This window comes from Pseudomonas sp. 86_A, from assembly GCF_017491705.1.
In the GTDB taxonomy this organism is placed as follows: Bacteria; Pseudomonadota; Gammaproteobacteria; order Pseudomonadales; family Pseudomonadaceae; genus Aquipseudomonas; species Aquipseudomonas koreensis.
Map to the genome: position 1 here is coordinate 279,196 of NZ_JAFGYS010000009.1, position 20,980 is coordinate 300,175.

Below are 20,980 nucleotides of genomic sequence, written 5' to 3' on the forward strand. Positions count from 1 at the left end.
CCATTTGGAGCTTCGCTATGCGCATGTTGTTGCTGACAGGAGGCCTGCTGACGCTGGCCGGTTGTGCCGGATTCGGAATGCCCGACCCTGACCCCTCGCAAGCCTGGATCGACCTCGATGCCCGGCAACAGGACACGGCGCTGCAAGCGCTGAAAGTCGATGACAAGGCGACCGTCGAAAAACGTTATTTTGAAGTTGAGCCCGGCAGCCACCAATTGCAGGTGCGCTATCAATTCCCGGTCGACGCCACCAACATCGGCCCCGATGCCGAGCCGCTGTGGCGCGACTGTCAGTTGAATGTGAAATTCAAGGATTTCAGCGCGGGTCAGCGCTATCAACTGCAGGCCGGCAGCATCGGTTTCCGGCCATGGGCGAAGCTCTACGACGAGCAGCGCAAGGTCGTCGGCCAAGGCACCCCTGCAGGCTGTCAACGCACGTGATCGGCGCTATGCTGAAGGTCTGAATCCTTGGACATCCATCATGCGCAAGTTGATGCTGTTGCTCGCGGTCGGCGCTCTCGCCGGTTGCCAGACCCCGTTGCCACCGGTTGATCCACAAATGGCCTGGGTCGATTTCGCGACCCCGACCCCCGGCGGCAAACTGCTCATGGCCGAGCGTCTGGATAATGTACGGCTGACTGACGGCAGATTTTTCCAGGTCACGCCCGGCAGCCATGAGCTGCGGGTGCGTTACGACTTCGAAGTGTTTGGCGGCGGCGGCAGCTTGATGACCGGCCCGGTCGAGCGCCTGTGCTACTTGTATATCCGCTACGACCATTTCGAAGCCGGCCAGCGTTACTTGCTGGAAGGGCGTTCGCTGGGGTTCACGCCGAGTGCGCGGTTGTACAACGCCAAACGCGAGATCGTTGCCGAGGATCGCGATATCAACTGCGTCAGCTGAGACGGATCAGTTGCCGTTTTTCTGATAAATGATCGCCTTGGTGCCGTAGTCGCAGGTGCCGACGACCATGGCCACGTCGTGCTTGTCGGCCTCTTCCTTGCTGACGATTTCCAGCGTGTAGGAGGGCACCGCGTTAGCCTGGATCTTGACCTCGATCTCGTTCTTCAATTCTTCACAATCTTTCGGTGCGGCCAGAACCGTTGTGGCCAGTGCACTGCAGAGAATAGCCAAGCCAATACGTTTCATAGATGAAGCTCCCTGGTGCAGCGCGCACGGGCGTGCGCTGAAGCTGCTGTCACGTATTCGACCATATTTTTGCGCGGCGGGTTCTGACTTCGCTCACATCTTCAAGTACTGCGGTAATTTTGGATCGCCATCACGAGCAGGCTCGCCCCCCCATTGGACGTGTTCACAAACACATCCCCTGTGGGAGCGACCTGCTCGCGAATGGGCCAGTCAGCGCCGACTTAGCTGACCAACGAAGCTTCAAGGGTGATCTTGGCATTCAACACCTTGGACACCGGGCACCCTTCCTTGGCCTTGTTGCTCAGTTCTTCAAACTGCGCCTGGGTCGCCCCCGGGATTTTCGCCTTGAGGATCAGCTTCACCGCGGTGATCGCAAAACCACCCTCGACTTTATCCAGAGTGACTTCAGCGTTGGTGTCGATGCTCTCGGCCGTCAGGCCGGCATCGCCGAGAATCATCGAAAACGCCATGGAAAAACAGCCGGCATGGGCCGCGCCAATCAGTTCTTCCGGGTTGGTGCCCTTGCCGCCTTCGAAGCGGGCCTTGAAGCCGTAGGGCGCTTCTCTGAGGACACCGGTTTCGGTCGAGATCGAGCCGATGCCGGTTTTCAGATCGCCTGCCCAATGTGCGGATGCTTTCTTCACGATAGCCATGTCTGCCTCCTCAAGATCTGGCGCGGAACGCCGCGCCGTCGTGGTTTTGCTTGCAAGGCTTCTGAGGATAGACGCCGGGACAAAGTTCAGCTCATCTGAATGGTTGACTTTTTTAGTAGGAAATTTCGTCTGCGCTATTGAAATTCGGGTATATGCCCTCATTGCACAAAACACGCTTATGGATTCGGCAGGTTTTCGTTCGCAAGAAAAACCTGCCTCCTCACTCGGAGAAGCAGGTTTATGAAGCAACTCTCAGATGTAAAATTTTCTACCCTCGATCTGGTGCCGGTGCGCGAAAACGGCAGCCCGGCGCAGTCGCTGCGCAACTCGCTGGACCTGGCGCAGCACGTCGAGAAGCTCGGCTATACCCGGTTCTGGGTCGCCGAGCACCACAACATGGACGGCATCGCCAGTTCGGCCACCTCGGTGTTGCTGGGCTATCTGGCCGGCGGCACCTCGACGATTCGCGTCGGCTCCGGCGGCGTCATGCTGCCCAACCACGCGCCGCTGGTGATCGCCGAACAGTTCGGCACCCTGGAAAGCCTGTATCCGGGACGCATCGACCTGGGTCTGGGCCGTGCGCCGGGTTCCGATCAAATGACTGCCCGTGCCCTGCGCCGCGAGCGTTCCGGCAGTGCCGATGACTTCCCGGAAGACGTCGCCGAGCTGGCGCGGTTCCTCGGTCCGCGCACCCCGGATCAGCGGGTGATCGCCATGCCCGGCACCGGCACCCATGTGCCGATCTGGTTGCTCGGTTCCAGTCTGTTCAGTGCGCAACTGGCCGGTGAGCGCGGTTTGCCTTATGCCTTTGCCTCGCACTTCGCGCCGCGTTTCATGCATGAGGCGATTCGCGTCTATCGCAACCACTTCAAACCGTCGGCGGTGCTCGATAAACCGTACGTGATGCTTGGTGTGCCGCTGGTGGCGGCGGATACCGATGAGAAGGCCGATTACTTGGCGACTTCGGTGTACCAGCGCATTCTCGCGCTGATGCGTGGGCAGAGTCTGGTGCAGCGTCCGCCAGTGAAAAGCATGGACGGCCTGTGGCTGCCCCATGAACGCGAGGCGGTGGGTGATTTCCTCGGTCTGGCGATGGTCGGCAGCCCGCAGAAGATCCGTGCGAAGCTGGAGGTGCTGGTCGAGCAGACCCAGGCCGATGAGCTGATTTTCACCTGCGACCTGTATGAGCATGCCGATCGCCTGCATTCCTATGAATTGCTGGCGCAGGTGATGAAGGGCTGACGCCCGCAATAGAAAATCATCACCCACAAAAAAGCCGACGCCTTCGCGTCGGCTTTTGCATTTCAATCGCGATCACCCGCGTTTGTACACGATTTCCTTGGTCTTGCCCTCGCAGGTGCCAACGACTTTTCCGCCATTGGTTCCCTTATCGACAACCTCCAGCGAATACCCTGCAACGCCCTTGGCATCCAGCTTCGCCGCAATCTCGCTTTTCAGCTCTTCACAAGGCTTGCCAGCAGCAAACGCGCCACCCGCAAGGCTCAACAAACCTACTGCCAATATGAACTTCTTCATCGGTCGCACTCCCTGGTCGGATTAAAAGAGGCGGGCATCGGGCATCCCGATGCGCTCACCTTGTAGCGCTTTGCCATTCCTATGGCACTCGGCCAGCGCGCAAGTTCAGAAGCGTAGCGCAAACTCAGCTGCTGGCAATCCGGAAGCCGACTTTCAGCGTGACCTGGAAATGCGCTGCCTTGCCGTCCTTGATGTGGCCACGGGTCTCGACCACTTCAAACCATTCCAGGTGTTTGATGCTCTTGTTCGCTTCAGCCAGCGCATTGTTGATGGCGTCTTCGATGCTGGTGGTGGACGAGCCGACCAGCTCGACTTTCTTGTACGTGTGATGGTCACTCATGGCGAACTCCTTGACGGGTGAAATTGACGTGTGGAATTGAGATTAGCAGTGAATCTGCTCTGTTGATTTCGGTGCCACGGCGCAAGCGAAGTTCAGATTTTCTGCACTTTCTCGAACCGGCGAAGTCCCAACCAACACACGCCACTCATCACCAATGCAGGAGAGCCACCATGGCCAACACCTCTTTACGTAAAGCCTCGTTGCAAAGCATGGAAGCCGAGATCGAGAGTCTGCTCAAATCGTTGGAAAGCCTGAAGGATGACGCCTCTGACGAGTCGCGCAAGACCCTCAAGGCGCTCAAGAGCAACGCTGAAAGCGCGCTGAAACATTCGCGCAGCCTGCTCAGCGATGCCTATGAAGAAGTCAAAGTGAAAACCCGCGAGACCGGCATCGCCACCCGCGATTACGCTCAGGAACATCCTTGGACCACCGCCGGTGTGGCAGTCGGTGCAATCGGCTTGCTGGCCGCTTACTTGCTGTTCAAGCGCGGCGAGTGATCCGACTGGCGCAGTTCGTTCTTGAGCCACTGCGCCAGTTGCCGGGCGCGCCCGTCTGCGGCGCGCTTGGGTAGCCACAGCGCCAGTTGCGCCGGGGTTTCACAGAAGCCCCACGGCGCAACCAGGCGACCGGCCTTCAGATCTTCCGCCACCAGCGGCTCTGGCGCGATCGCCACGCCGAGTCCGGCCACTGCGGCTTCCAGCAAATAATACAAATGCTCAAAACCTTGCCCGAGCTTCAACGCCTTGGCGTCGAGGTGGCTTTGCTGTGCCCAGCTCGGCCAGGCTTGCGGGCGCGAGGTGGTGTGCAACAACGGTTCGCTGAGCAAGGCGGACGCCGGCGCGGTTTGCAGGCGCTGATAACCGCTGAACAGCGGGCTCATCACCGGCCCGATGCGTTCCGCCGCCAGTTCATACACCTGCATGTCTGCCGGCCATGGCGGCTCTGCGAACAGCAGCAAGGCGTCGAGTCCGGGGCGCCGGGGATCGAGATCGCCTTCACCGGCCGACAGGTGCAGACGCAAGTCCGGCAAGTCGGCATTCAGCCGGCCCAGGCGTGGAATGAACCAGCGCGCCAACAGGCTCCCCGAGCAGCCGAGGACGAATGGCGCGTCGGCGGTGCTTTGCGTCAACTCGGCACACACACTGCGCAATCGATCGAATGCCTCGCCGCTGGCGTCTCGCAGACGAATGCCGGCATCTGTGAGTTTCAAGCCGCGCCCGTCCTTGACGAACAGGCTCACGCCCAGATGCTCTTCGAGCACTTTGAGCTGGCGGCTGACTGCACCGTGAGTAACGTGCAGCTGCTCGGCGGCCTGACTGACGCTGTTCAGCCGGGCGGTGGCTTCAAAGGCCCGCAAGGCGTTCAGCGGGGGAAGGTCATGGCTCATGGTATCTGTGATTTTTCCTGACAGGTTGTGGCGATCTTATCGGTTTTCAGCGTGGAAGGTGAGGGGTAGAGTGGCGTCATTGTCTTTCGAACCGAATTCACCTAGAGCACACCATGACCCAGACGTCGAACACTTCCAATCTGCGCAGCGGCCCTGACGATAACGGCCTGTTCGGCGCGTTCGGTGGCCGCTACGTGGCGGAAACCCTGATGCCGTTGATTCTCGATCTGGCCCGCGAATATGAAGCGGCCAAGGAAGATCCGGCGTTCAAGGAAGAGCTGGCCTACTTCCAGCGTGATTACGTCGGACGTCCAAGCCCGCTGTATTTCGCCGAGCGACTGACCGAATTCTGTGGCGGCGCCAAGATCTACCTCAAGCGCGAAGAGCTGAACCACACCGGCGCGCACAAGATCAACAACTGCATCGGCCAGATCCTGCTGGCGCGGCGCATGGGCAAGAAACGCATCATCGCCGAAACTGGCGCTGGCATGCATGGCGTGGCAACCGCCACCGTGGCCGCACGCTTCGGTCTGGACTGCGTGATCTACATGGGCACCACTGACATCGAGCGTCAGCAGGCCAACGTGTTCCGCATGAAGCTGCTGGGCGCCGAAGTGATCCCGGTGGTGGCCGGCACCGGCACCCTGAAAGACGCAATGAACGAAGCCCTGCGTGACTGGGTGACCAACGTCGACAGCACTTTCTACCTGATCGGCACCGTGGCCGGCCCGCACCCGTACCCGGCGATGGTGCGTGACTTCCAGGCCGTGATCGGCAAGGAAACCCGCGAGCAGCTGCAGGCACAGGAGGGGCGTCTGCCGGACAGCCTCGTGGCGTGCATCGGTGGCGGTTCCAACGCCATGGGCCTGTTCCACCCGTTCCTCGACGACAAGAGCGTCGAGATCATCGGCGTTGAAGCGGCCGGTTACGGCATCGAAACCGGCAAACACGCGGCCAGCCTCAATGGCGGTGTACCGGGTGTGTTGCACGGCAATCGGACCTTCCTGTTGCAGGACGACGATGGCCAGATCATCGACGCCCACTCGATTTCCGCCGGCCTGGACTATCCGGGCATCGGCCCTGAACACGCCTGGTTGCATGACATCGGTCGCGTCCAGTACACCTCGGTGACCGACGACGAAGCCCTCGCAGCGTTTCACAAATGCTGCCGTCTGGAAGGGATCATCCCTGCACTGGAAAGCGCTCATGCGTTGGCTGAAGTATTCAAACGCGCACCGAAACTGCCGAAGGATCACCTGATGGTGGTCAACCTGTCGGGCCGTGGCGACAAAGACATGCAGACCGTGATGCATCACATGGAACAGTCGAAGCAGGAGAAACACTGATGAGCCGCCTGCAAACCCGTTTTGCCGAACTCAAGCAACAGAACCGCGCCGCGCTGGTGACCTTCGTCACCGCCGGTGATCCGGACTACGCCACGTCGCTGGCGATCCTCAAAGGCCTGCCGGGTGCTGGCGCCGATGTGATCGAACTGGGCATGCCGTTCACCGACCCGATGGCCGACGGCCCGGCGATTCAACTGGCGAACATCCGTGCGTTGGGCGCCAAGCAGAATCTGACGAAAACCCTGCAGATGGTCCGCGAATTCCGCGAAGGTAACAGCGACACTCCGCTGGTGCTGATGGGCTACTTCAACCCGGTGCACATGTATGGCGTCGAGCGCTTCATCGCGGATGCCAAAGAGGCTGGCGTCGACGGTCTGATCGTGGTCGACATGCCGCCAGAGCACAACAATGAACTGTGCGACCCGGCCCAGGCTGCCGGCCTGGACTTCATTCGCCTGACCACCCCGACCACTGACGACGCGCGTCTGCCGAAGGTGCTCAATGGCAGCTCCGGTTTCGTTTACTACGTATCCGTGGCCGGGGTGACCGGTGCCGGTGCGGCGACGCTGGAGCACGTCGAAGAAGCGGTGACGCGCCTGCGTCGTCACACGGATCTGCCGATCAGCATCGGCTTCGGTATCCGTACACCGGAGCAAGCGGCGGCGATCGCGCGCTTGGCCGACGGTGTGGTGGTGGGGTCGGCGCTGATCGATCACATCGCCAACGCGACCACACCGGACCAGGCCATCGACGGTGTGCTGGGTCTGTGCAAGGCGCTTTCCGAAGGCGTGCGTCAGGCCCGCGTCAGCTGAAGGTAAAGTTCCTGATACAGAGGAATTCGCGCCTCACAACGCAGCCTAATCAAGCAAGACCGAGGGATTCAGAACCACGTTCTGAATCCCTTTTTGCTGTTGGTGCAGTGAGGAAAGACCCGATGAAAATGCCGAAACGTCTGATTGCCGGACTGGGTGTGCTGATGATCAGCGCGACACCGCTGCTGGCCAGCGCCGATCCACGCGATGATCATGACCACGGCGGCCCGCAACCGGGCCATTACGAGAATCACGGCGACGATCACCGTGGCCCACAGAACGACCACCGTGGCGGTCCGCCGCGCGATTTTGGTCCGGTGCGACAGACCATTCGCGACAACCACGGCTATTTCGTACGCGGTGCGCCGCCACCGCCGGGCATTCGTCTGGAGCGCGGCCGGCCGTTGCCGCACGGCTATTACGGCGAGCGGCTGGACGGTCGGGCACTGAGTCGTCTGCCGGTGTATCCGGGGTATGAATGGCGCAGGGCCGGGGGTGACATCGTGCTGATCGCGGTGGGCACCGGGATCGTTTACGAAATTCTGGACGGTGTTCTGTACTGATCTGACACGATCACCTGTGGCGAGGGCGCTTGCTCTCAATGGGGCGCGGAGCGGCTCTGCAAATTCGGCATTCAGCGGATTTGCGACTGCTGCGCAGCCGAGCGGGAGCAAGCTCCCTCGCCACAAGGCTCAGCTCCAGTCTTCTGTCTCAGGGTAATTCAAGTCCGCCGGATGCCTTGTGCAGTTTGCGCAGATGCTCGCCGATCTGTTTCACGTTGGCTTCGCTGGCGGCAATCTCCGCCGCACGCTTGGGCTCCAGCAACTTGCGCACTTCCTTGTCCAGATCGCCGCTCAGGGCCAGCAGTTGCTTTTGGCGTTGGCTGCTTTCGTCTTGCAAACGCTTGAACTCGCTCGGTTGCGGCAGACCGTAGCCGCGGCTGTCGAGCAATTCAGCCGGACGACTGAGGAAGCCGCTGTTGGCGAGAATTTCCTGCAGGGTGGCGTTGGCCTTGTCCATGCCACCGTTCTCCAGCTCCCGGGCGCCGAGGTAGCGTTGCTTGACCTCATCCTGGGCCAGCAGCAACTGGCGGCGATAGCTGGCCTGTTCCAGCAGCAATAGCGCAGCACTGGTACGCAGGTCTGCGCGCTCGAACCACTGGCGGCGCTCTTCGGCAGACAGCGATAGCCAGTCCTCGACGCTGGTCTGTTGGATCGGCAACTGTTTCTTCAACACATCGAACATCGCCTGATAGCGATCGCGGAACGAGTCGAAGCGATAGCCCAGGCGCAGGGCTTCCTTGGGGTTGTCCAGTACGCTGGTGTCGGCCAGGCCACGACCTTTCAAGACCTCCAGCAAACCATTGGGCATGATGCTGTCCAGGCCGACGAGTTGCTTGTTGTTGCTGCCGCTGCGCAACAGTTTGAGGCTTTCGACGGCGCAGTTGTTGGACAGGAAGAAGTAGTTGCCGTCGTAGCTCCAGTGCATCTCGGCAGCGTGTTCGACCACCTCTTCAATCTCGGTGCGCGACAGATTCAGTGGCACCGAAGCGAGGCTGCGCAGTTCGGTCTTGGTGTATTCATCGATGACTTGGGCCAGTGGCAGCACGAACAGTCGCGACGGGTACTTGCCGACCAGACCGTCCCAGCTCGACAACTGCACGTCACCGACAAAGGCGCGGTAGGACAGCACCAGATGCTGGTCCAGGTCGAGCCGGCAATCCGGGCCCCGTGGTCGGCCCGGCGCACAGATCACCAGGCGCAACATGCTGTGGCCCCAGCGGCTGACCCAGTTCTGGTTGGCCTCGGCCAGCAGGTAGTCGACGGCATACACCCGTTCCGGATCGACTTGCCCCAGTGGCTGTTTGGCGAAATCGTTGCCGGCATTGAGGAAGGCGAAGGTGTTGCTGCAGGTGTCCTTGGCCGCAGGCGCCCAGCCGAAGCGCTCCTTGTAGTAGCGATAGAGCGCTGGACGCCGACAGGCATAGCTCGGGTCGAGGAGGAAATACTCCATGTTGACCGCGACAAACTCTTTCGGACTGGAGATCTCGTACAGGTCCGGACTGCGGGCCACCTGGCGATTGTGCTGTTCACGCTCGCCACGGCGCCCGACGTATTGCTGCCAACCGGCGAGATCGAGCAGGCGCGGGTCATCGCTGAGGGTGAAGCGCCGTTCGGTCTGGCCGCGACATTCGTCGGGAATGCCGATCAGGCCCGCGCTGTTGCTCCGGCGGGTGCAGCGCTGGATCAGCGTGCGCTCGGCGGCGGGCCACAGGCGCGCGCGGTCATAAATGTGGGTGAGTTCGTGCAGCACCGTTGCCAGCAGTTCCTGGCGCACCGTGCCGTGGGGGCGATTGGTTTTCTCTTTGGCCGCGCTGCCGTCGGTGAGGCCTGCCAACAGTTTGCGGTTCAGGTCGAGTTCGGCAACCAGGGTCGCCTGGCCGTAAGCATTGCCGGGCATGTCGTCGGTCCAGCCGACATCGATACGCCGGTCCAGCTGTTCGACGAAGCTCGGCGGCAGCTTCTGCATCGCTTCATCGAGCAGCGCCTGGCTGGCCTGCTGTTGAGCGGGGCTCAGACCGTCGGTCTTGAGCCGCAATTGCAGGCTGGCGTGAGCGCTGTTGCCAAGCAGCAGCAACGCCCCGGCCAGCAGCCAGGCGCCAAGTGACTTCACAGTGCGAGGATGGCTTCAGCGAGTACCTGGTCACTGGCGTCGCGGGCTTCCGGCACGCGCGTGCGCAAGGTATTGAGGGCGGCTTCCAGGTGCGCACCGCGAATGTCGCCGTTGGTGGCAACGAAGCTGGCCGCATCGTCGTGGGCTTCGCGGATGATTTTCGAGTCGCGAATCGACGTCGTGGTGTCTGAGGTGAAATCGATGGTGCGCTGGGAGGCACGAACGATGATGTTACTGGTGGCTACCAGGGTGTGCGCCTGGGCCACGTCGGCCAACAAAAACAGGCCAAGGGCGGCAGCAATCAGCGGGCTACGCATGGAACGACTCCGGAAGGGCAATGATAACGAAGGACTGGAATAACTATTGGACGAGAATTGCTTGTGCCAGTTCAAGGTCGCTGACATGAAGTTTTGGTCGGGATTTGCGCAGGTAATGCAGGGCGGATTCGAGCTGCGCGCCTCGCCATTCACCGTCACTGGCAACAAACGCCGCCGCGTCATCGTGAGCGGCGAGCAACAGTTTACGGTCGAACGGTGCGGAAGACACCATACCGGTCGCCCAGAGGCTGACCACGGTGTTTTGCGTGGAGACATCAAAGGCATCGACCGACGTCGCCCAGCAGGCGCTGATGAGCACAGAAGGAAAAAGCAGTTTGAGTAAACGCATGGGACTCGATAACGGTTAACGAGCCTAAAGGCTAGCGCAAATGCCCGGGCCAGAGCCAGCAGCGAAACATAGGGACACGACTGGCGTGTCCCTCACAGCAACGTCGGATCAGATCGCCAGAATGGCTTGCGCCAGTTGGGCGTCGGTTGCGTTCAGTTGTGGCGCCTGATGGCGGATCAGATCCAGGGCACTTTCCAGTCTCACGCCGCGGATCTGGCCTTGGCTGGCGACGAAGCTGGCCGCGTCGTCACGGGCGGCGATCACCACCTTGTTGTCACGCAGCGAAGAGCTGACGTCGGAAGTGGCGTCCGACGAGGACTTCAGTGCGCCAACCACGGCGTCGGTGGTCACGATGAAGCTGGAGGCGCTGGCGTTGGCAGCCACGGCCAGCAGGGCGGCAGCGCTGAGCAGGCGAAGACGGGACATGGTGGATCTCCTGAAAGTGAACCGTATAGAGAGGTGGCTTGTGTCTGATGAGTCAGACGCGGGTTACAGAAGATTCGCCACGTTCTGGCGTGGATATTAGGCCGGCGCGCGGGGTTCGGACAGTGGGCAGAATGCTAGCGCCAGAAAGGTTTCTCCAGTTCGCTGAGCCGATCGGCGTGGCTGAGACCGAGGTCCGCGAGGTCGCGCTGATCAAGCTGAGCCAGTAGACGCCGTGTCCTGGCGCGCTCCAGTCCTAGCCACACGCCACGCAGCAAGCGTCGCAGCAGGTGTGGACGAACGAGCGGTTGGATCGAAATTGCTGAAACATCCTGTAAGTCTTACATGGCGCATTCCTTAAGCCGAGAGGGGTTAAGGACATGCTGCGCCGGATGCAATGTGAGCAGCAGATACACCGAAGTGAAATTGTACTGGTTCAGATTGAGTATTTAATGAACTGTACCTGTTACTGCTGTAGGTCGCTGTATAGGTGCTTTTCAAACCCCTGAAACGACAAAACCCGTCGCGGTTTCCCGCGACGGGTCTTGTTTATTCAATTCGGGTTGCTGGCGGTGGGTCTAACGACCAGAGCCAGCGACGCTACTTAGCGCCAGAACGGCTTGCTCAGCTCTTCGTAGCGTTGTGCTTCGCTGATACCGGCGTCAGCCAGCAGACGCGAATCCAGACGAGCCAGTTGATGGCGGCTGGAGATGCGGCGCTGCCACAACATCAGGTTGGCGATAACGCGCAGAGGCAGGGAAGCCTGGTTTTTTGCAGCTTTGTCTTCGAAGAACAGTTCGGAACTGAGTGTACGTTCCATGGTTGACATCCTTCCGCTTGTGGCGGGATCAGGTAGTGGTTTAACTGGTGCCCATGATCCTCTGGTTTGCCTAGTCTCTCTAGATACAGTTCAACTGTATTGTGAGTGACCAGTTAACTGTTTATAGGGGGTGTACGGGTCAAAATTGAGCAAACTGTACCTGTCCGCACTTATGTGGTGCGTTTTTGCTCAATTCGAGGGAGGCGGTAGGCAAAAGCTGTAGGAAACAACCGGTACAGCAGTACAGTTTTTGCCAGATGTGGCGGGTGAAAAAATCCGCTGACACAAACTGTGTTTGCATCAGCGGTTTGACTGTGTGATTACACCGCGAGCATGCGTCCGGTTTCTTCCAGGTTGATGTGCCAGCTCAGGGCTTCGCGCAGGATGTGTGGGGTATGACCGCCGATGGCGCAGGCAGCGGTGAAGTAGTCATTCAGCGCCTGGCGATAATCCGGATGCACACAGTTGTCGATGATCACCCGCGCGCGTTCGCGCGGCGCCAGGCCGCGCAGGTCGGCCAGGCCGACTTCGGTCACCAGGATGTCGACGTCATGCTCGGTGTGGTCGACGTGGCTGACCATCGGCACCACGCTGGAAATCGCCCCGCCCTTGGCGATCGACTTGGTCACGAATACCGCCAGATGCGCGTTGCGTGCGAAGTCGCCGGAGCCACCGATGCCGTTCATCATCCGTGTGCCACAGACGTGGGTGGAGTTGACGTTGCCGTAGATGTCGAACTCCAGCGCGGTGTTGATGCCGATGATGCCCAGCCGGCGCACCACTTCCGGATGGTTGGAGATCTCCTGCGGGCGCAGGACCAGTTTGTCCTTGTACTTCTCCAGATTGCCGAACACGTCGCTGTTACGCCGCTCCGACAGGGTGATCGAGCTGCCCGAGGCAAAGCTCAGCTTGCCCGCATCGATCAGGTCGAAGGTCGAGTCCTGCAGCACTTCGGAGTACATGGTTAGGTCTTCGAACGGCGAGTCGATCAGGCCGCACATCACCGCGTTGGCAATGTTGCCGATCCCGGCCTGCAACGGACCGAGCTTGTTGGTCATGCGCCCGGCGTCGACTTCCTGCTTGAAGAAGGTGATCAGGTGCTCGGCAATGGCGTTGGTGTCGACATCCGGGGTCGACACCGTGGACGGCGAATCCGCCTGCTGTGTGATGACGATGGCGACGATCTTCTCCGGTGGAATCGGAATCGCAGTGCTGCCGATGCGGTCATCGACTTTCACCAGCGGGATCGGCGTGCGTGTCGGGCGATAGGTCGGGATATAGATGTCATGCAGGCCTTCGAGGTTGGCGTTGTGCGCCAGGTTGATCTCGACGATCACCTGCTTGGCGAAAATCGCGAAGCTTGCCGAGTTGCCCACCGAGGTGGTTGGCACGATGTGGCCCTGTTCGGTGATGGCCACGGCTTCGATCACCGCGATGTCCGGCAGCTTCAATTGCTGATTGCGCAACTGTTCAACGGTTTCCGACAGATGCTGGTCGATGAACATCACCTCGCCGGCGTTGATCGCCTTGCGCAAGGTGCTGTCGACCTGGAACGGCATGCGCCGCGACAGCACGCCAGCCTCGGTCAGTTGCTTGTCGAGGTCGTTGCCCAGGCTGGCGCCGGTCATCAGGCTGATCTTCAGCGGCGTGACCTTGGCTCGCTCGGCCAGTGCGTGAGGGACAGCCTTGGCTTCGCCGGCGCGGGTGAAGCCGCTCATGCCGACGGTCATGCCGTCTTCAATCAGCGCGGCGGCGTCGGCGGCGCTCATCACTTTATCCAACAACGAAGGCAGGCGAATACGGTCACGGTACATGGATTATTTTCTCGGGAAGCGAGTAGCAGGATGCGCAGTCTAGTGAATTTCGCGGGCGCCTGTCCCGCTACCAAGGTCGCAAACGAGGCGTCTATTTAGCGGGTTTGAAGTAAAACACCGTTACCGGATCTGCAACAACGCGGCAAATTGTCCGACGCTATGCGCAAACAAAAACGCCCCGACAAGTCGGGGCGTTCGGTACCGCAGCGACGGATTACTCGACCGCTTTGACCATGTCTTCGATGACTTTTTTCGCGTCGCCGAACACCATCATGGTCTTGTCCAGGTAGAACAGTTCGTTGTCCAGACCGGCATAGCCGCTGGCCATCGAGCGCTTGTTGACGATGATGGTCTTGGCTTTGAACGCTTCGAGAATCGGCATGCCGGCAATCGGCGATTTCGGATCGTTCTTGGCGGCCGGGTTGACCACGTCGTTGGCGCCGAGCACCAGCACCACGTCGGCCTGGCCGAACTCGGAGTTGATGTCTTCCATCTCGAACACCTGGTCGTAAGGCACTTCGGCCTCGGCGAGCAGTACGTTCATGTGACCTGGCATGCGACCGGCCACCGGGTGGATCGCGTACTTCACAGTGACGCCACGGTGGGTCAGCTTCTCGGTCAGTTCTTTCAGCGCGTGCTGTGCGCGGGCCACTGCCAGACCGTAACCCGGGACAATGATCACGGTGTCGGCGTTGGTCAGCAGGAAGGTCGCGTCGTCAGCCGAACCGGATTTCACCGGACGGGCTTCTTTCGCACCGGCCGGGCCAGCGTCGGCCGTGTTGCCGAAACCGCCGAGCAGTACATTAAAGAAGGAACGGTTCATCGCCTTGCACATGATGTACGAGAGGATTGCACCGCTCGAACCCACCAGCGAACCGGCAATGATCAGCATCGAGTTGTTCAGCGAGAAGCCGATCCCCGCCGCCGCCCAGCCGGAATAGCTGTTGAGCATCGACACCACCACCGGCATGTCGGCGCCACCGATCGGGATGATGATCAGCACGCCCATCACGAACGCCAGGGCCAGCATCAGCGCGAACGCAGCGAGGTTGCCGGTGAGCATGAAGGTCACGCCCAGTACCAGTGTTGCCAGACCCAATACCGCGTTCAGCTTGTGCTGACCGCTGAACTGTACGGGTGCACCCTGAAACAGGCGGAACTTGTACTTGCCCGACAGCTTGCCGAAGGCAATCACCGAACCGGAGAAGGTGATTGCACCGATCGCGGCACCGAGGAACAGCTCCAGACGGTTGCCCGCCGGGATCGAGTCGCCCAGTTGCTTGACGATGCCCAGCGATTGCGGCTCGACCACCGCGGCAATCGCAATGAATACCGCCGCCAGACCGATCATGCTGTGCATGAAGGCGACCAGCTCTGGCATCTTGGTCATTTCAACGCGCTTGGCCATGATCGAGCCGGCTGTGCCGCCGATCAGCAGGCCGACGATCACATAACCGATACCCGCAGTCGCCAGCTCAGCGCCCAGCTTATAGATGAGGCCGATGGTGGTGAGGATGGCGAGGGCCATGCCGAGCATGCCGAACAGGTTGCCGCGCCGCGACGTGGTCGGGTGCGACAGGCCTTTGAGGGCCTGGATGAAACAGATCGACGCGATCAGGTAGAGCGTCGTGACGAGATTCATGCTCATTACTTCGGCGCCTCTTCTTTTGCTTTCGGGGCTTTCTTCTTGAACATCTCAAGCATGCGGCGGGTGACCAGGAAGCCACCGAACACGTTGACCGCCGCCAGTGCCACGGCGAGGGTGCCCATGGTCTTGCCCAGCGGCGTGACGGTGAGGGCGGCGGCCAGCATGGCGCCGACGATCACGATTGCCGAGATGGCGTTGGTCACCGCCATCAGCGGCGTGTGCAGCGCAGGTGTAACGTTCCAGACCACGTGGTAACCGACATAAATCGCCAGCACGAAGATGATCAGGTTGTAGATACCGGGGGAGATAAGCTCTTCCATCGTCTGAATCCCTGCTTAGGCGTTTTTGCGGATGACTTGGCCGTCGCGGCACATCAGGCACGCGGCGACGATGTCGTCTTCGAGGTTGACGTCGAACTGGCCTTCTTTGGTGAACACCAGCTTGAGGAAGTCCAGCAGGTTGCGGGCGTACAGCGCCGAGGCGTCTGCAGCGACTTCACCGGCCAGGTTGGTCGGGCCGACGATGGTCACGCCGTTCTCCACCACGACCTGATCGGCCACGGTCAGCGGGCAGTTGCCGCCCTGGGCTGCTGCGAGGTCGATGACCACCGAGCCCGGCTTCATCTGCGCCACGGTGTCCGCGCTCAACAGCACCGGAGCCTTGCGGCCCGGGATCAGTGCGGTGGTGATGACGATGTCGGCCTGTTTGGCGCGTTCGTGCACGGCCTGGGCCTGACGCTGCATCCAGCTCGCCGGCATTGGTCGCGCGTAACCGCCGACACCGACCGCGCATTCGCGCTCTTCGTCGGTTTCGTAAGGCACGTCGACGAACTTGGCACCGAGGGATTCGATCTGCTCCTTCACTGCCGGACGCACGTCAGACGCTTCGATCACCGCACCCAGACGTTTCGCCGTGGCAATCGCCTGCAACCCGGCCACGCCTGCGCCGAGAATCAGCACGCGCGCCGCTTTCACGGTGCCCGCAGCGGTCATCAGCATCGGCATGAAGCGCGGATAGTGGTGCGCGGCCAGCAACACAGCCTTATAGCCGGCAATGTTCGCCTGCGACGACAACACATCGAGACTCTGCGCGCGGGAGGTGCGCGGCGCCGCTTCGAGGGCGAACGCGGTGATCCCGCACTCGGCCATTTTGGCGATGGTGTCGTTGTTGAACGGGTTGAGCATCCCCACCAGCACCGCGCCGCGCTTGATCAGCGTCAGTTCGGCGTCGCTGGGGGCGACCACTTTGAGAATCAGCTCGGCACCGAACGCGTCATTGGCACTGCCAATGGTTGCGCCCGCTGCTTCATAGGCACTGTCGACAACACTGGCTTTGACGCCGGCGCCGGTTTGCACAGTGACCTTATGACCTTGGCTGATCAGCTTTTTAATGGTTTCCGGGGTTGCAGCAACCCGTGTTTCACCGGTCTGGGTTTCGAGAGGAACACCAATGTGCACGTCAAATCTCCTGCGTGATCTTATTGAGTAAACCCAGGCACTGCGGATGGTGCGACTGGGGCGGCCGATCAGCACGATCCCGCCAAATCAGGGCGGGGCGCGGCATTTTGCAGGCGAACTTTATGCCCTTCAAGGGATTATGACGGGTGACGGAAAATTAACTACAAGTCATCCCGTGACCGAATGTCGCAGATGGCCGGCGCAATCCCTTGCAGGCCGTGCCTTGTAAGGATTCTGGCTGAATTTTAAAAAATTTCTCATCGGCGGCGTGAATAGGCCGTAATGAGTCGTCAATGGAGGCTCAAAGCCACGTCCGCAGGCGCTTGTGGGACGTCTGTACGACTTTCGGATACAGTCTGCGATTTTGCGACAAATACTTATATCTGTAGGGCTTTTATTTTCCTGACTACCGGGTTAGCAATCGCTGAAAGCCTCTATCCTTCTAGGCTGTAGCTGTTTGCCTGATTCACCAGCCAGTCGCGAAAAGCCTTTAGCGACGCCGATTCGACCTTTCGCTCTGGAATCATCAGGTAATAAGCCTTGATGCTGGAGAGCGCATTCGGGTTGGCGATCACCAGGCGTTTCTCGGTCAGTTCGCGCTGAATCAGGAACGGTGGAATCAGCGCGATCCCCATGTCGTGCATGGCCGCCTGGGCCAGCATGGAGAATAGCTCGTAGCGTGGGCCTGTCATGTCGCGGGGGATGTTCAGGTGCTGTGAGTTGAACCATTGGCGCCAGGCGTAGGGGCGGGTGGTCTGTTGCAGCAGCGGCAGCTCGGCGATCTCGTCGGGTGTCAGATGCGTCCTGCTGCCGAGTAGGGCGGGGCTGCACACTGGCATCGGATTTTCGCCCATCAGCCTGTGAGACTCAGTACCCGACCAATCGGCGTCGCCGAAGTAGATCGCCGCGTCGAAATCAGTGTCGGCAAACAGGAATGGGCGGGTGCGGTTGGTCAGGTTGACCGTGACCTCGGGGTGCTTGAGCTGGAAATCCTTGAGCCTTGGCAGCAGCCATTGCGTGCCGAAGGTCGGCACCACCGCCAGTTCGATCACATTGGTGCCTTGTTGGCCCATGACCGAAAGCGTGTCTCGCTCGACGGCATCCAGTTGCGTGGCGACCCTGCGGCTGTAGGACAGGCCGGCTTCCGTCAGCTTCACCCCGCGTCGTGAGCGTCGGAACAGTTCCACACTGAGGAAGTCCTCGAGGCTGGCGATCTGTCGGCAAATCGCGCCCTGGGTGAGGGAAAGCTCTTCGGCGGCCTTGGTAAAGCTCTCGTGGCGAGCGGCGGCTTCAAAGCTGATCAGGGCCGTGGTACTGGGGATCTTCCTGCGCATGTACGTCAACCTCACTAATACGCCGCTTAAAAGGCATTCAGCGACGTTTCGGAGTGAGAAATTAGCACAACAGGATGCGAAATCCTCGTTTGCCGCGATGGCGAACCCGGCCTAGGATCAATGCCACGTTAATTCACCGATTTGCGAGGACACACTCATGGGCGGTAAAGCTAGCTTCAACTGGATCGATCCCCTGCTGCTGGATCAACAGCTCACCGAAGAGGAGCGCATGATCCGCGACACCGCCGCCCAGTTCGCTCAGCAGAGCCTGGCGCCACGTGTCCTCGAAGCGTTCCGCCATGAAAAAACCGATCCGGCGATCTTCCGCGAAATGGGCGAAGTCGGGCTGCTCGGCGCGACCATCCCCGAGCAGTACGGTGGCAGCGGTCTGAACTACGTCAGCTACGGCCTGATCGCCCGCGAAGTGGAGCGTGTCGACTCCGGCTACCGTTCGATGATGAGCGTGCAGTCCTCGTTGGTGATGGTGCCAATCAATGAATTCGGCACTGAAGCACAGAAACAGAAATACCTGCCAAAACTGGCGTCCGGCGAATGGATCGGCTGCTTCGGCTTGACCGAGCCGAACCACGGTTCCGATCCGGGCGCGATGATCACCCGTGCGCGCAAGGTCGACGGCGGCTATAGCCTGACCGGCGCCAAGATGTGGATCACCAACAGCCCGATCGCCGATGTGTTCGTGGTCTGGGCCAAGGACGATGCCGGCGACATCCGTGGCTTCGTACTGGAGAAGGGCTGGAAAGGCCTGAGCGCTCCGGCGATTCACGGCAAGGTCGGCCTGCGGGCGTCGATCACCGGTGAAATCGTCATGGACAACGTTTTTGTGCCGGAAGAGAACATCTTCCCCGACGTGCGTGGCCTGAAAGGTCCGTTCACCTGCCTTAACTCCGCGCGCTACGGCATCTCCTGGGGCGCACTGGGCGCTGCCGAGTTCTGCTGGCACACCGCTCGCCAGTACACCCTCGATCGTCAGCAGTTCGGTCGCCCGTTGGCTGCCACTCAGCTGATCCAGAAGAAGCTGGCCGACATGCAAACCGAGATCACCCTGGCCCTGCAAGGTTGCCTGCGCCTGGGTCGCATGAAGGATGAAGGTACCGCAGCGGTCGAGATCACCTCGATCATGAAGCGCAATTCCTGCGGCAAGTCGCTGGATATCGCCCGTATGGCCCGTGACATGTTGGGCGGAAATGGTATTTCCGACGAGTTTGGCGTGGCGCGTCACCTGGTCAACCTGGAAGTGGTGAATACCTATGAAGGTACGCATGACGTCCACGCGCTGATCCTTGGTCGCGCACAAACCGGTCTGCAGGCGTTCTATTAACAGGAGAGCGACCATGGGCGCGCTGTCGCATCTGCGGGTACTGGATTTATCGCGAGTACTGGCCGGGCCGTGGGCCGGGCAGATCCTCGCCGACCTTGGCGCCGAGGTAATCAAGGTCGAGCGCCCGGGTAATGGCGACGATACTCGCGCCTGGGGGCCTCCTTTCCTTAAAGACGCTTATGGGGAGAACACCAGCGAGGCGGCTTACTATTTGTCGGCCAACCGCAACAAGCAGTCGGTGACCATCGACTTCACGCGCCCCGAGGGGCAGCAGCTTGTGCGGGACCTCGCGGCGAAGTCGGACATCCTCATCGAGAACTTCAAGGTGGGTGGCTTGGCAGCGTATGGGCTGGACTACGAATCGCTGAAGGCGATCAATCCAGACCTGATCTACTGCTCGATCACTGGATTCGGTCAGACCGGGCCGTACGCCAAGCGTGCGGGCTACGACTTCATGATCCAGGGGCTGGGCGGGCTGATGAGTCTGACCGGGCGCCCCGAGGGTGATGAGGGTGCGGGCCCGGTGAAGGTGGGGGTGGCGCTGACAGATATCCTCACCGGTCTGTATTCGACCGTGGCGATCCTCGCGGCACTGGCGCATCGGGATCACGATGGCGGTGGTCAGCACATCGACATGGCGTTGCTGGATGTCCAGGTCGCGTGCCTGGCCAACCAGGCGATGAACTACCTGACGACGGGCAATGCACCCAAGCGTCTGGGTAATGCTCATCCGAACATCGTGCCTTATCAGGACTTTCCTACAGCCGACGGCGACTTCATTCTCACCGTGGGCAATGACGGCCAGTTCCGCAAGTTTGCCGAGGTAGCCGGTCAGCCGCAGTGGGCAGACGATCCACGGTTCGCCACGAACAAGCTGCGGGTGGCGAACCGTGCGGTGCTGATTCCGTTGATTCGCCAGGCAACAGTGTTCAAGACCACAGCCGAATGGGTCGCTCAGTTGGAGCAGGCAGGCGTACCGTGTGGGCCGATCAACGATCTGTCCCAGGTATTTGAGGATCCGCAGGTAAAGGCGCGTGGGTTGGCGATCGAGTTGCCTCATGCGTTGGCGGGTAGTGTGCCGCAAGTCGCCAGTCCGATACGGCTCTCGCAAACCCCGGTCGAGTATCGTCGTGCACCGCCATTGCTGGGCGAGCATACGCTGGAGGTTTTGCAGCGAGTGCTGGGGCTGGGCGCAGGTGCGGTGGCTGCGCTGAAGGACGATGGCGTGCTCTGATCTTCACTTCTATATAGAAGCGCGCCGATTCCCTCTTCTATATAGAGGGAATCGAGTGCTTTTTAGCCTGCCTGCAAGTTATTGAAAGAAAACTGAAATTAACGGTTGACGGCAGATTCTGGAGGTCTATAATTCGCCCCACTTCCGGCGCAGTCGAAACGGAAAACTCCTTGAGATTCAATGAGTTACGCAGTTTTCGGCAGTGGCTAGCTTCAGTTCATTGAGGCCTGGAAGGAGTTGAAAGAGTGGTGATGTTTGGCTCTTTTAACGGTTCGATCTTCTCGGTCGAAAGCGGAGAAAAAGAGGTGTTGACAGCAGCGTGTAACGCTGTAGAATTCGCCTCCCGCTGACG

25 protein-coding genes are annotated in these 20,980 nt (G+C 60.3%); 9 read left to right on the plus strand and 16 right to left on the minus strand.

What is annotated here, in order from left to right:
* Positions 1 to 17 precede the first annotated feature (17 nt).
* Together J5M57_RS16065 and J5M57_RS16070 are read left to right on the plus strand one after the other, a co-directional pair.
* The gene (locus tag J5M57_RS16065) at positions 18 to 440 is read left to right on the plus strand and encodes a hypothetical protein (RefSeq protein ID WP_207848709.1); all 423 of its coding nucleotides are present in this window, start codon (positions 18 to 20) and stop codon (positions 438 to 440) included.
* 40 nt (positions 441 to 480) lie between these two features.
* Positions 481 to 900, plus strand: a complete 420-nt coding sequence (locus tag J5M57_RS16070; protein WP_169842787.1) for a hypothetical protein — start codon at positions 481 to 483, stop codon at positions 898 to 900.
* A 6-nt stretch (positions 901 to 906) separates the two neighbouring features.
* Here the strand turns inward: J5M57_RS16070 and J5M57_RS16075 are convergent, their stop codons facing one another.
* On the minus strand, positions 907 to 1,146 hold the full coding sequence (locus J5M57_RS16075; RefSeq protein ID WP_207848710.1) for a DUF1161 domain-containing protein: 240 nt from the start codon (positions 1,144 to 1,146) through the stop codon (positions 907 to 909).
* Positions 1,147 to 1,367: 221 nt separating this feature from the next.
* Positions 1,368 to 1,799 (minus strand): OsmC family protein, encoded by a 432-nt coding sequence (locus tag J5M57_RS16080; RefSeq protein WP_207848711.1) that lies wholly within the window; start codon positions 1,797 to 1,799, stop codon positions 1,368 to 1,370.
* A 240-nt stretch (positions 1,800 to 2,039) separates the two neighbouring features.
* Here J5M57_RS16080 and J5M57_RS16085 point away from each other — a divergent pair, with 240 nt between their 5' ends.
* Positions 2,040 to 3,041: an LLM class flavin-dependent oxidoreductase gene (locus J5M57_RS16085; protein WP_207848712.1), complete on the plus strand. Its 1,002-nt coding sequence runs from the start codon at positions 2,040 to 2,042 to the stop codon at positions 3,039 to 3,041.
* 72 nt (positions 3,042 to 3,113) lie between these two features.
* Here J5M57_RS16085 and J5M57_RS16090 read toward each other — a convergent pair whose 3' ends face one another.
* Positions 3,114 to 3,335 carry a DUF1161 domain-containing protein gene (locus J5M57_RS16090; protein ID WP_207848713.1) on the minus strand — a complete coding sequence of 74 codons (222 nt, stop codon included), beginning with the start codon at positions 3,333 to 3,335 and terminating at the stop codon, positions 3,114 to 3,116.
* A gap of 124 nt (positions 3,336 to 3,459) precedes the next feature.
* On the minus strand, positions 3,460 to 3,675 hold the full coding sequence (locus tag J5M57_RS16095) for a dodecin (protein WP_083367411.1): 216 nt from the start codon (positions 3,673 to 3,675) through the stop codon (positions 3,460 to 3,462).
* 170 nt (positions 3,676 to 3,845) lie between these two features.
* Here J5M57_RS16095 and J5M57_RS16100 point away from each other — a divergent pair, with 170 nt between their 5' ends.
* Positions 3,846 to 4,172 (plus strand): DUF883 family protein, encoded by a 327-nt coding sequence (locus tag J5M57_RS16100; RefSeq protein WP_003220391.1) that lies wholly within the window; start codon positions 3,846 to 3,848, stop codon positions 4,170 to 4,172.
* On the opposite strand, the gene J5M57_RS16105 is transcribed toward J5M57_RS16100, so the two are convergent.
* Entirely contained in the window at positions 4,145 to 5,062 is a 918-nt protein-coding gene (locus J5M57_RS16105) for a LysR family transcriptional regulator (protein ID WP_083367410.1), read from the minus strand. The genes J5M57_RS16100 and J5M57_RS16105 overlap by 28 nt on opposite strands.
* 113 nt (positions 5,063 to 5,175) lie before the next feature.
* Between J5M57_RS16105 and trpB the strand changes: the two genes are divergently transcribed.
* The 3 genes from trpB to J5M57_RS16120 all read left to right on the plus strand — a co-directional run bounded on the left by trpB (position 5,176) and on the right by J5M57_RS16120 (position 7,783).
* Positions 5,176 to 6,408 carry a tryptophan synthase subunit beta gene (gene trpB / locus J5M57_RS16110; protein WP_207848714.1) on the plus strand — a complete coding sequence of 411 codons (1,233 nt, stop codon included), beginning with the start codon at positions 5,176 to 5,178 and terminating at the stop codon, positions 6,406 to 6,408.
* Positions 6,408 to 7,220, plus strand: a complete 813-nt coding sequence (gene trpA, locus J5M57_RS16115) for a tryptophan synthase subunit alpha (protein ID WP_169842785.1) — start codon at positions 6,408 to 6,410, stop codon at positions 7,218 to 7,220. The genes trpB and trpA overlap by 1 nt, the downstream gene beginning before the upstream one ends.
* 122 nt (positions 7,221 to 7,342) lie before the next feature.
* A complete protein-coding gene (locus tag J5M57_RS16120) occupies positions 7,343 to 7,783 on the plus strand; it encodes an anti-virulence regulator CigR family protein (RefSeq protein ID WP_064585327.1) in 441 nt (146 codons plus the stop codon).
* Positions 7,784 to 7,931: 148 nt separating this feature from the next.
* Here J5M57_RS16120 and J5M57_RS16125 read toward each other — a convergent pair whose 3' ends face one another.
* The 11 genes from J5M57_RS16125 to J5M57_RS16175 all read right to left on the minus strand — a co-directional run bounded on the left by J5M57_RS16125 (position 7,932) and on the right by J5M57_RS16175 (position 18,055).
* A complete protein-coding gene (locus J5M57_RS16125; protein ID WP_207848715.1) occupies positions 7,932 to 9,893 on the minus strand; it encodes a DUF4105 domain-containing protein in 1,962 nt (653 codons plus the stop codon).
* Positions 9,890 to 10,210 (minus strand): DUF2388 domain-containing protein, encoded by a 321-nt coding sequence (locus tag J5M57_RS16130; RefSeq protein WP_007911662.1) that lies wholly within the window; start codon positions 10,208 to 10,210, stop codon positions 9,890 to 9,892. Before J5M57_RS16130 ends, J5M57_RS16125 begins: the two co-directional genes overlap by 4 nt.
* Positions 10,211 to 10,253: 43 nt before the next feature.
* Positions 10,254 to 10,559, minus strand: coding sequence for a DUF2388 domain-containing protein (locus J5M57_RS16135; RefSeq protein WP_064585331.1), 306 nt, complete (start codon positions 10,557 to 10,559; stop codon positions 10,254 to 10,256).
* A gap of 108 nt (positions 10,560 to 10,667) precedes the next feature.
* Positions 10,668 to 10,985 (minus strand): DUF2388 domain-containing protein, encoded by a 318-nt coding sequence (locus J5M57_RS16140; RefSeq protein WP_207848716.1) that lies wholly within the window; start codon positions 10,983 to 10,985, stop codon positions 10,668 to 10,670.
* Positions 10,986 to 11,119: 134 nt separating this feature from the next.
* A complete protein-coding gene (locus J5M57_RS16145) occupies positions 11,120 to 11,272 on the minus strand; it encodes a DUF1127 domain-containing protein (RefSeq protein WP_243435176.1) in 153 nt (50 codons plus the stop codon).
* A gap of 314 nt (positions 11,273 to 11,586) precedes the next feature.
* Positions 11,587 to 11,802: a DUF1127 domain-containing protein gene (locus J5M57_RS16150; RefSeq protein ID WP_007962833.1), complete on the minus strand. Its 216-nt coding sequence runs from the start codon at positions 11,800 to 11,802 to the stop codon at positions 11,587 to 11,589.
* A 320-nt stretch (positions 11,803 to 12,122) separates the two neighbouring features.
* Positions 12,123 to 13,616 carry an acetyl-CoA hydrolase/transferase family protein gene (locus J5M57_RS16155; protein WP_207848717.1) on the minus strand — a complete coding sequence of 498 codons (1,494 nt, stop codon included), beginning with the start codon at positions 13,614 to 13,616 and terminating at the stop codon, positions 12,123 to 12,125.
* A 214-nt stretch (positions 13,617 to 13,830) separates the two neighbouring features.
* Positions 13,831 to 15,264, minus strand: coding sequence for an NAD(P)(+) transhydrogenase (Re/Si-specific) subunit beta (locus J5M57_RS16160; protein ID WP_086794131.1), 1,434 nt, complete (start codon positions 15,262 to 15,264; stop codon positions 13,831 to 13,833).
* The gene (locus J5M57_RS16165) at positions 15,264 to 15,584 is read right to left on the minus strand and encodes an NAD(P) transhydrogenase subunit alpha (RefSeq protein ID WP_003220416.1); all 321 of its coding nucleotides are present in this window, start codon (positions 15,582 to 15,584) and stop codon (positions 15,264 to 15,266) included. The genes J5M57_RS16160 and J5M57_RS16165 overlap by 1 nt, the downstream gene beginning before the upstream one ends.
* Before the next feature lie 15 nt (positions 15,585 to 15,599).
* Positions 15,600 to 16,721, minus strand: coding sequence for a Re/Si-specific NAD(P)(+) transhydrogenase subunit alpha (locus tag J5M57_RS16170; RefSeq protein WP_064585339.1), 1,122 nt, complete (start codon positions 16,719 to 16,721; stop codon positions 15,600 to 15,602).
* Between the two features lie 434 nt (positions 16,722 to 17,155).
* A complete protein-coding gene (locus J5M57_RS16175) occupies positions 17,156 to 18,055 on the minus strand; it encodes a LysR family transcriptional regulator (RefSeq protein WP_169842781.1) in 900 nt (299 codons plus the stop codon).
* A gap of 157 nt (positions 18,056 to 18,212) precedes the next feature.
* On the opposite strand from J5M57_RS16175, the gene J5M57_RS16180 reads away from it, so the two are divergent.
* Complete coding sequence (locus J5M57_RS16180) at positions 18,213 to 19,394, plus strand: acyl-CoA dehydrogenase (RefSeq protein ID WP_003220420.1); 1,182 nt, start codon at positions 18,213 to 18,215, stop codon at positions 19,392 to 19,394.
* Positions 19,395 to 19,407: 13 nt separating this feature from the next.
* Complete coding sequence (locus tag J5M57_RS16185; protein WP_207848718.1) at positions 19,408 to 20,628, plus strand: CaiB/BaiF CoA-transferase family protein; 1,221 nt, start codon at positions 19,408 to 19,410, stop codon at positions 20,626 to 20,628.
* The last annotated feature ends 352 nt before the right edge of the window (positions 20,629 to 20,980 follow it).

Excerpts from the sequence above, each read along its gene's own strand:
- J5M57_RS16065 (WP_207848709.1), top strand. The coding sequence starts at position 18 with ATGCGCATGTTGTTGCTGACAGGAGGCCTGCTGACGCTGGCCGGTTGT.
- J5M57_RS16070 (WP_169842787.1), top strand. The coding sequence starts at position 481 with ATGCGCAAGTTGATGCTGTTGCTCGCGGTCGGCGCTCTCGCCGGTTGC.
- J5M57_RS16075 (WP_207848710.1), bottom strand. The coding sequence starts at position 1,146 with ATGAAACGTATTGGCTTGGCTATTCTCTGCAGTGCACTGGCCACAACG.
- J5M57_RS16080 (WP_207848711.1), bottom strand. The coding sequence starts at position 1,799 with ATGGCTATCGTGAAGAAAGCATCCGCACATTGGGCAGGCGATCTGAAA.
- J5M57_RS16085 (WP_207848712.1), top strand. The coding sequence starts at position 2,040 with ATGAAGCAACTCTCAGATGTAAAATTTTCTACCCTCGATCTGGTGCCG.
- J5M57_RS16090 (WP_207848713.1), bottom strand. The coding sequence starts at position 3,335 with ATGAAGAAGTTCATATTGGCAGTAGGTTTGTTGAGCCTTGCGGGTGGC.
- J5M57_RS16095 (WP_083367411.1), bottom strand. The coding sequence starts at position 3,675 with ATGAGTGACCATCACACGTACAAGAAAGTCGAGCTGGTCGGCTCGTCC.
- J5M57_RS16100 (WP_003220391.1), top strand. The coding sequence starts at position 3,846 with ATGGCCAACACCTCTTTACGTAAAGCCTCGTTGCAAAGCATGGAAGCC.
- J5M57_RS16105 (WP_083367410.1), bottom strand. The coding sequence starts at position 5,062 with ATGAGCCATGACCTTCCCCCGCTGAACGCCTTGCGGGCCTTTGAAGCC.
- trpB (WP_207848714.1), top strand. The coding sequence starts at position 5,176 with ATGACCCAGACGTCGAACACTTCCAATCTGCGCAGCGGCCCTGACGAT.
- trpA (WP_169842785.1), top strand. The coding sequence starts at position 6,408 with ATGAGCCGCCTGCAAACCCGTTTTGCCGAACTCAAGCAACAGAACCGC.
- J5M57_RS16120 (WP_064585327.1), top strand. The coding sequence starts at position 7,343 with ATGAAAATGCCGAAACGTCTGATTGCCGGACTGGGTGTGCTGATGATC.
- J5M57_RS16130 (WP_007911662.1), bottom strand. The coding sequence starts at position 10,210 with ATGCGTAGCCCGCTGATTGCTGCCGCCCTTGGCCTGTTTTTGTTGGCC.
- J5M57_RS16135 (WP_064585331.1), bottom strand. The coding sequence starts at position 10,559 with ATGCGTTTACTCAAACTGCTTTTTCCTTCTGTGCTCATCAGCGCCTGC.
- J5M57_RS16140 (WP_207848716.1), bottom strand. The coding sequence starts at position 10,985 with ATGTCCCGTCTTCGCCTGCTCAGCGCTGCCGCCCTGCTGGCCGTGGCT.
- J5M57_RS16150 (WP_007962833.1), bottom strand. The coding sequence starts at position 11,802 with ATGGAACGTACACTCAGTTCCGAACTGTTCTTCGAAGACAAAGCTGCA.
- J5M57_RS16155 (WP_207848717.1), bottom strand. The coding sequence starts at position 13,616 with ATGTACCGTGACCGTATTCGCCTGCCTTCGTTGTTGGATAAAGTGATG.
- J5M57_RS16160 (WP_086794131.1), bottom strand. The coding sequence starts at position 15,264 with ATGAGCATGAATCTCGTCACGACGCTCTACCTGATCGCGTCGATCTGT.
- J5M57_RS16165 (WP_003220416.1), bottom strand. The coding sequence starts at position 15,584 with ATGGAAGAGCTTATCTCCCCCGGTATCTACAACCTGATCATCTTCGTG.
- J5M57_RS16175 (WP_169842781.1), bottom strand. The coding sequence starts at position 18,055 with ATGCGCAGGAAGATCCCCAGTACCACGGCCCTGATCAGCTTTGAAGCC.
- J5M57_RS16180 (WP_003220420.1), top strand. The coding sequence starts at position 18,213 with ATGGGCGGTAAAGCTAGCTTCAACTGGATCGATCCCCTGCTGCTGGAT.
- J5M57_RS16185 (WP_207848718.1), top strand. The coding sequence starts at position 19,408 with ATGGGCGCGCTGTCGCATCTGCGGGTACTGGATTTATCGCGAGTACTG.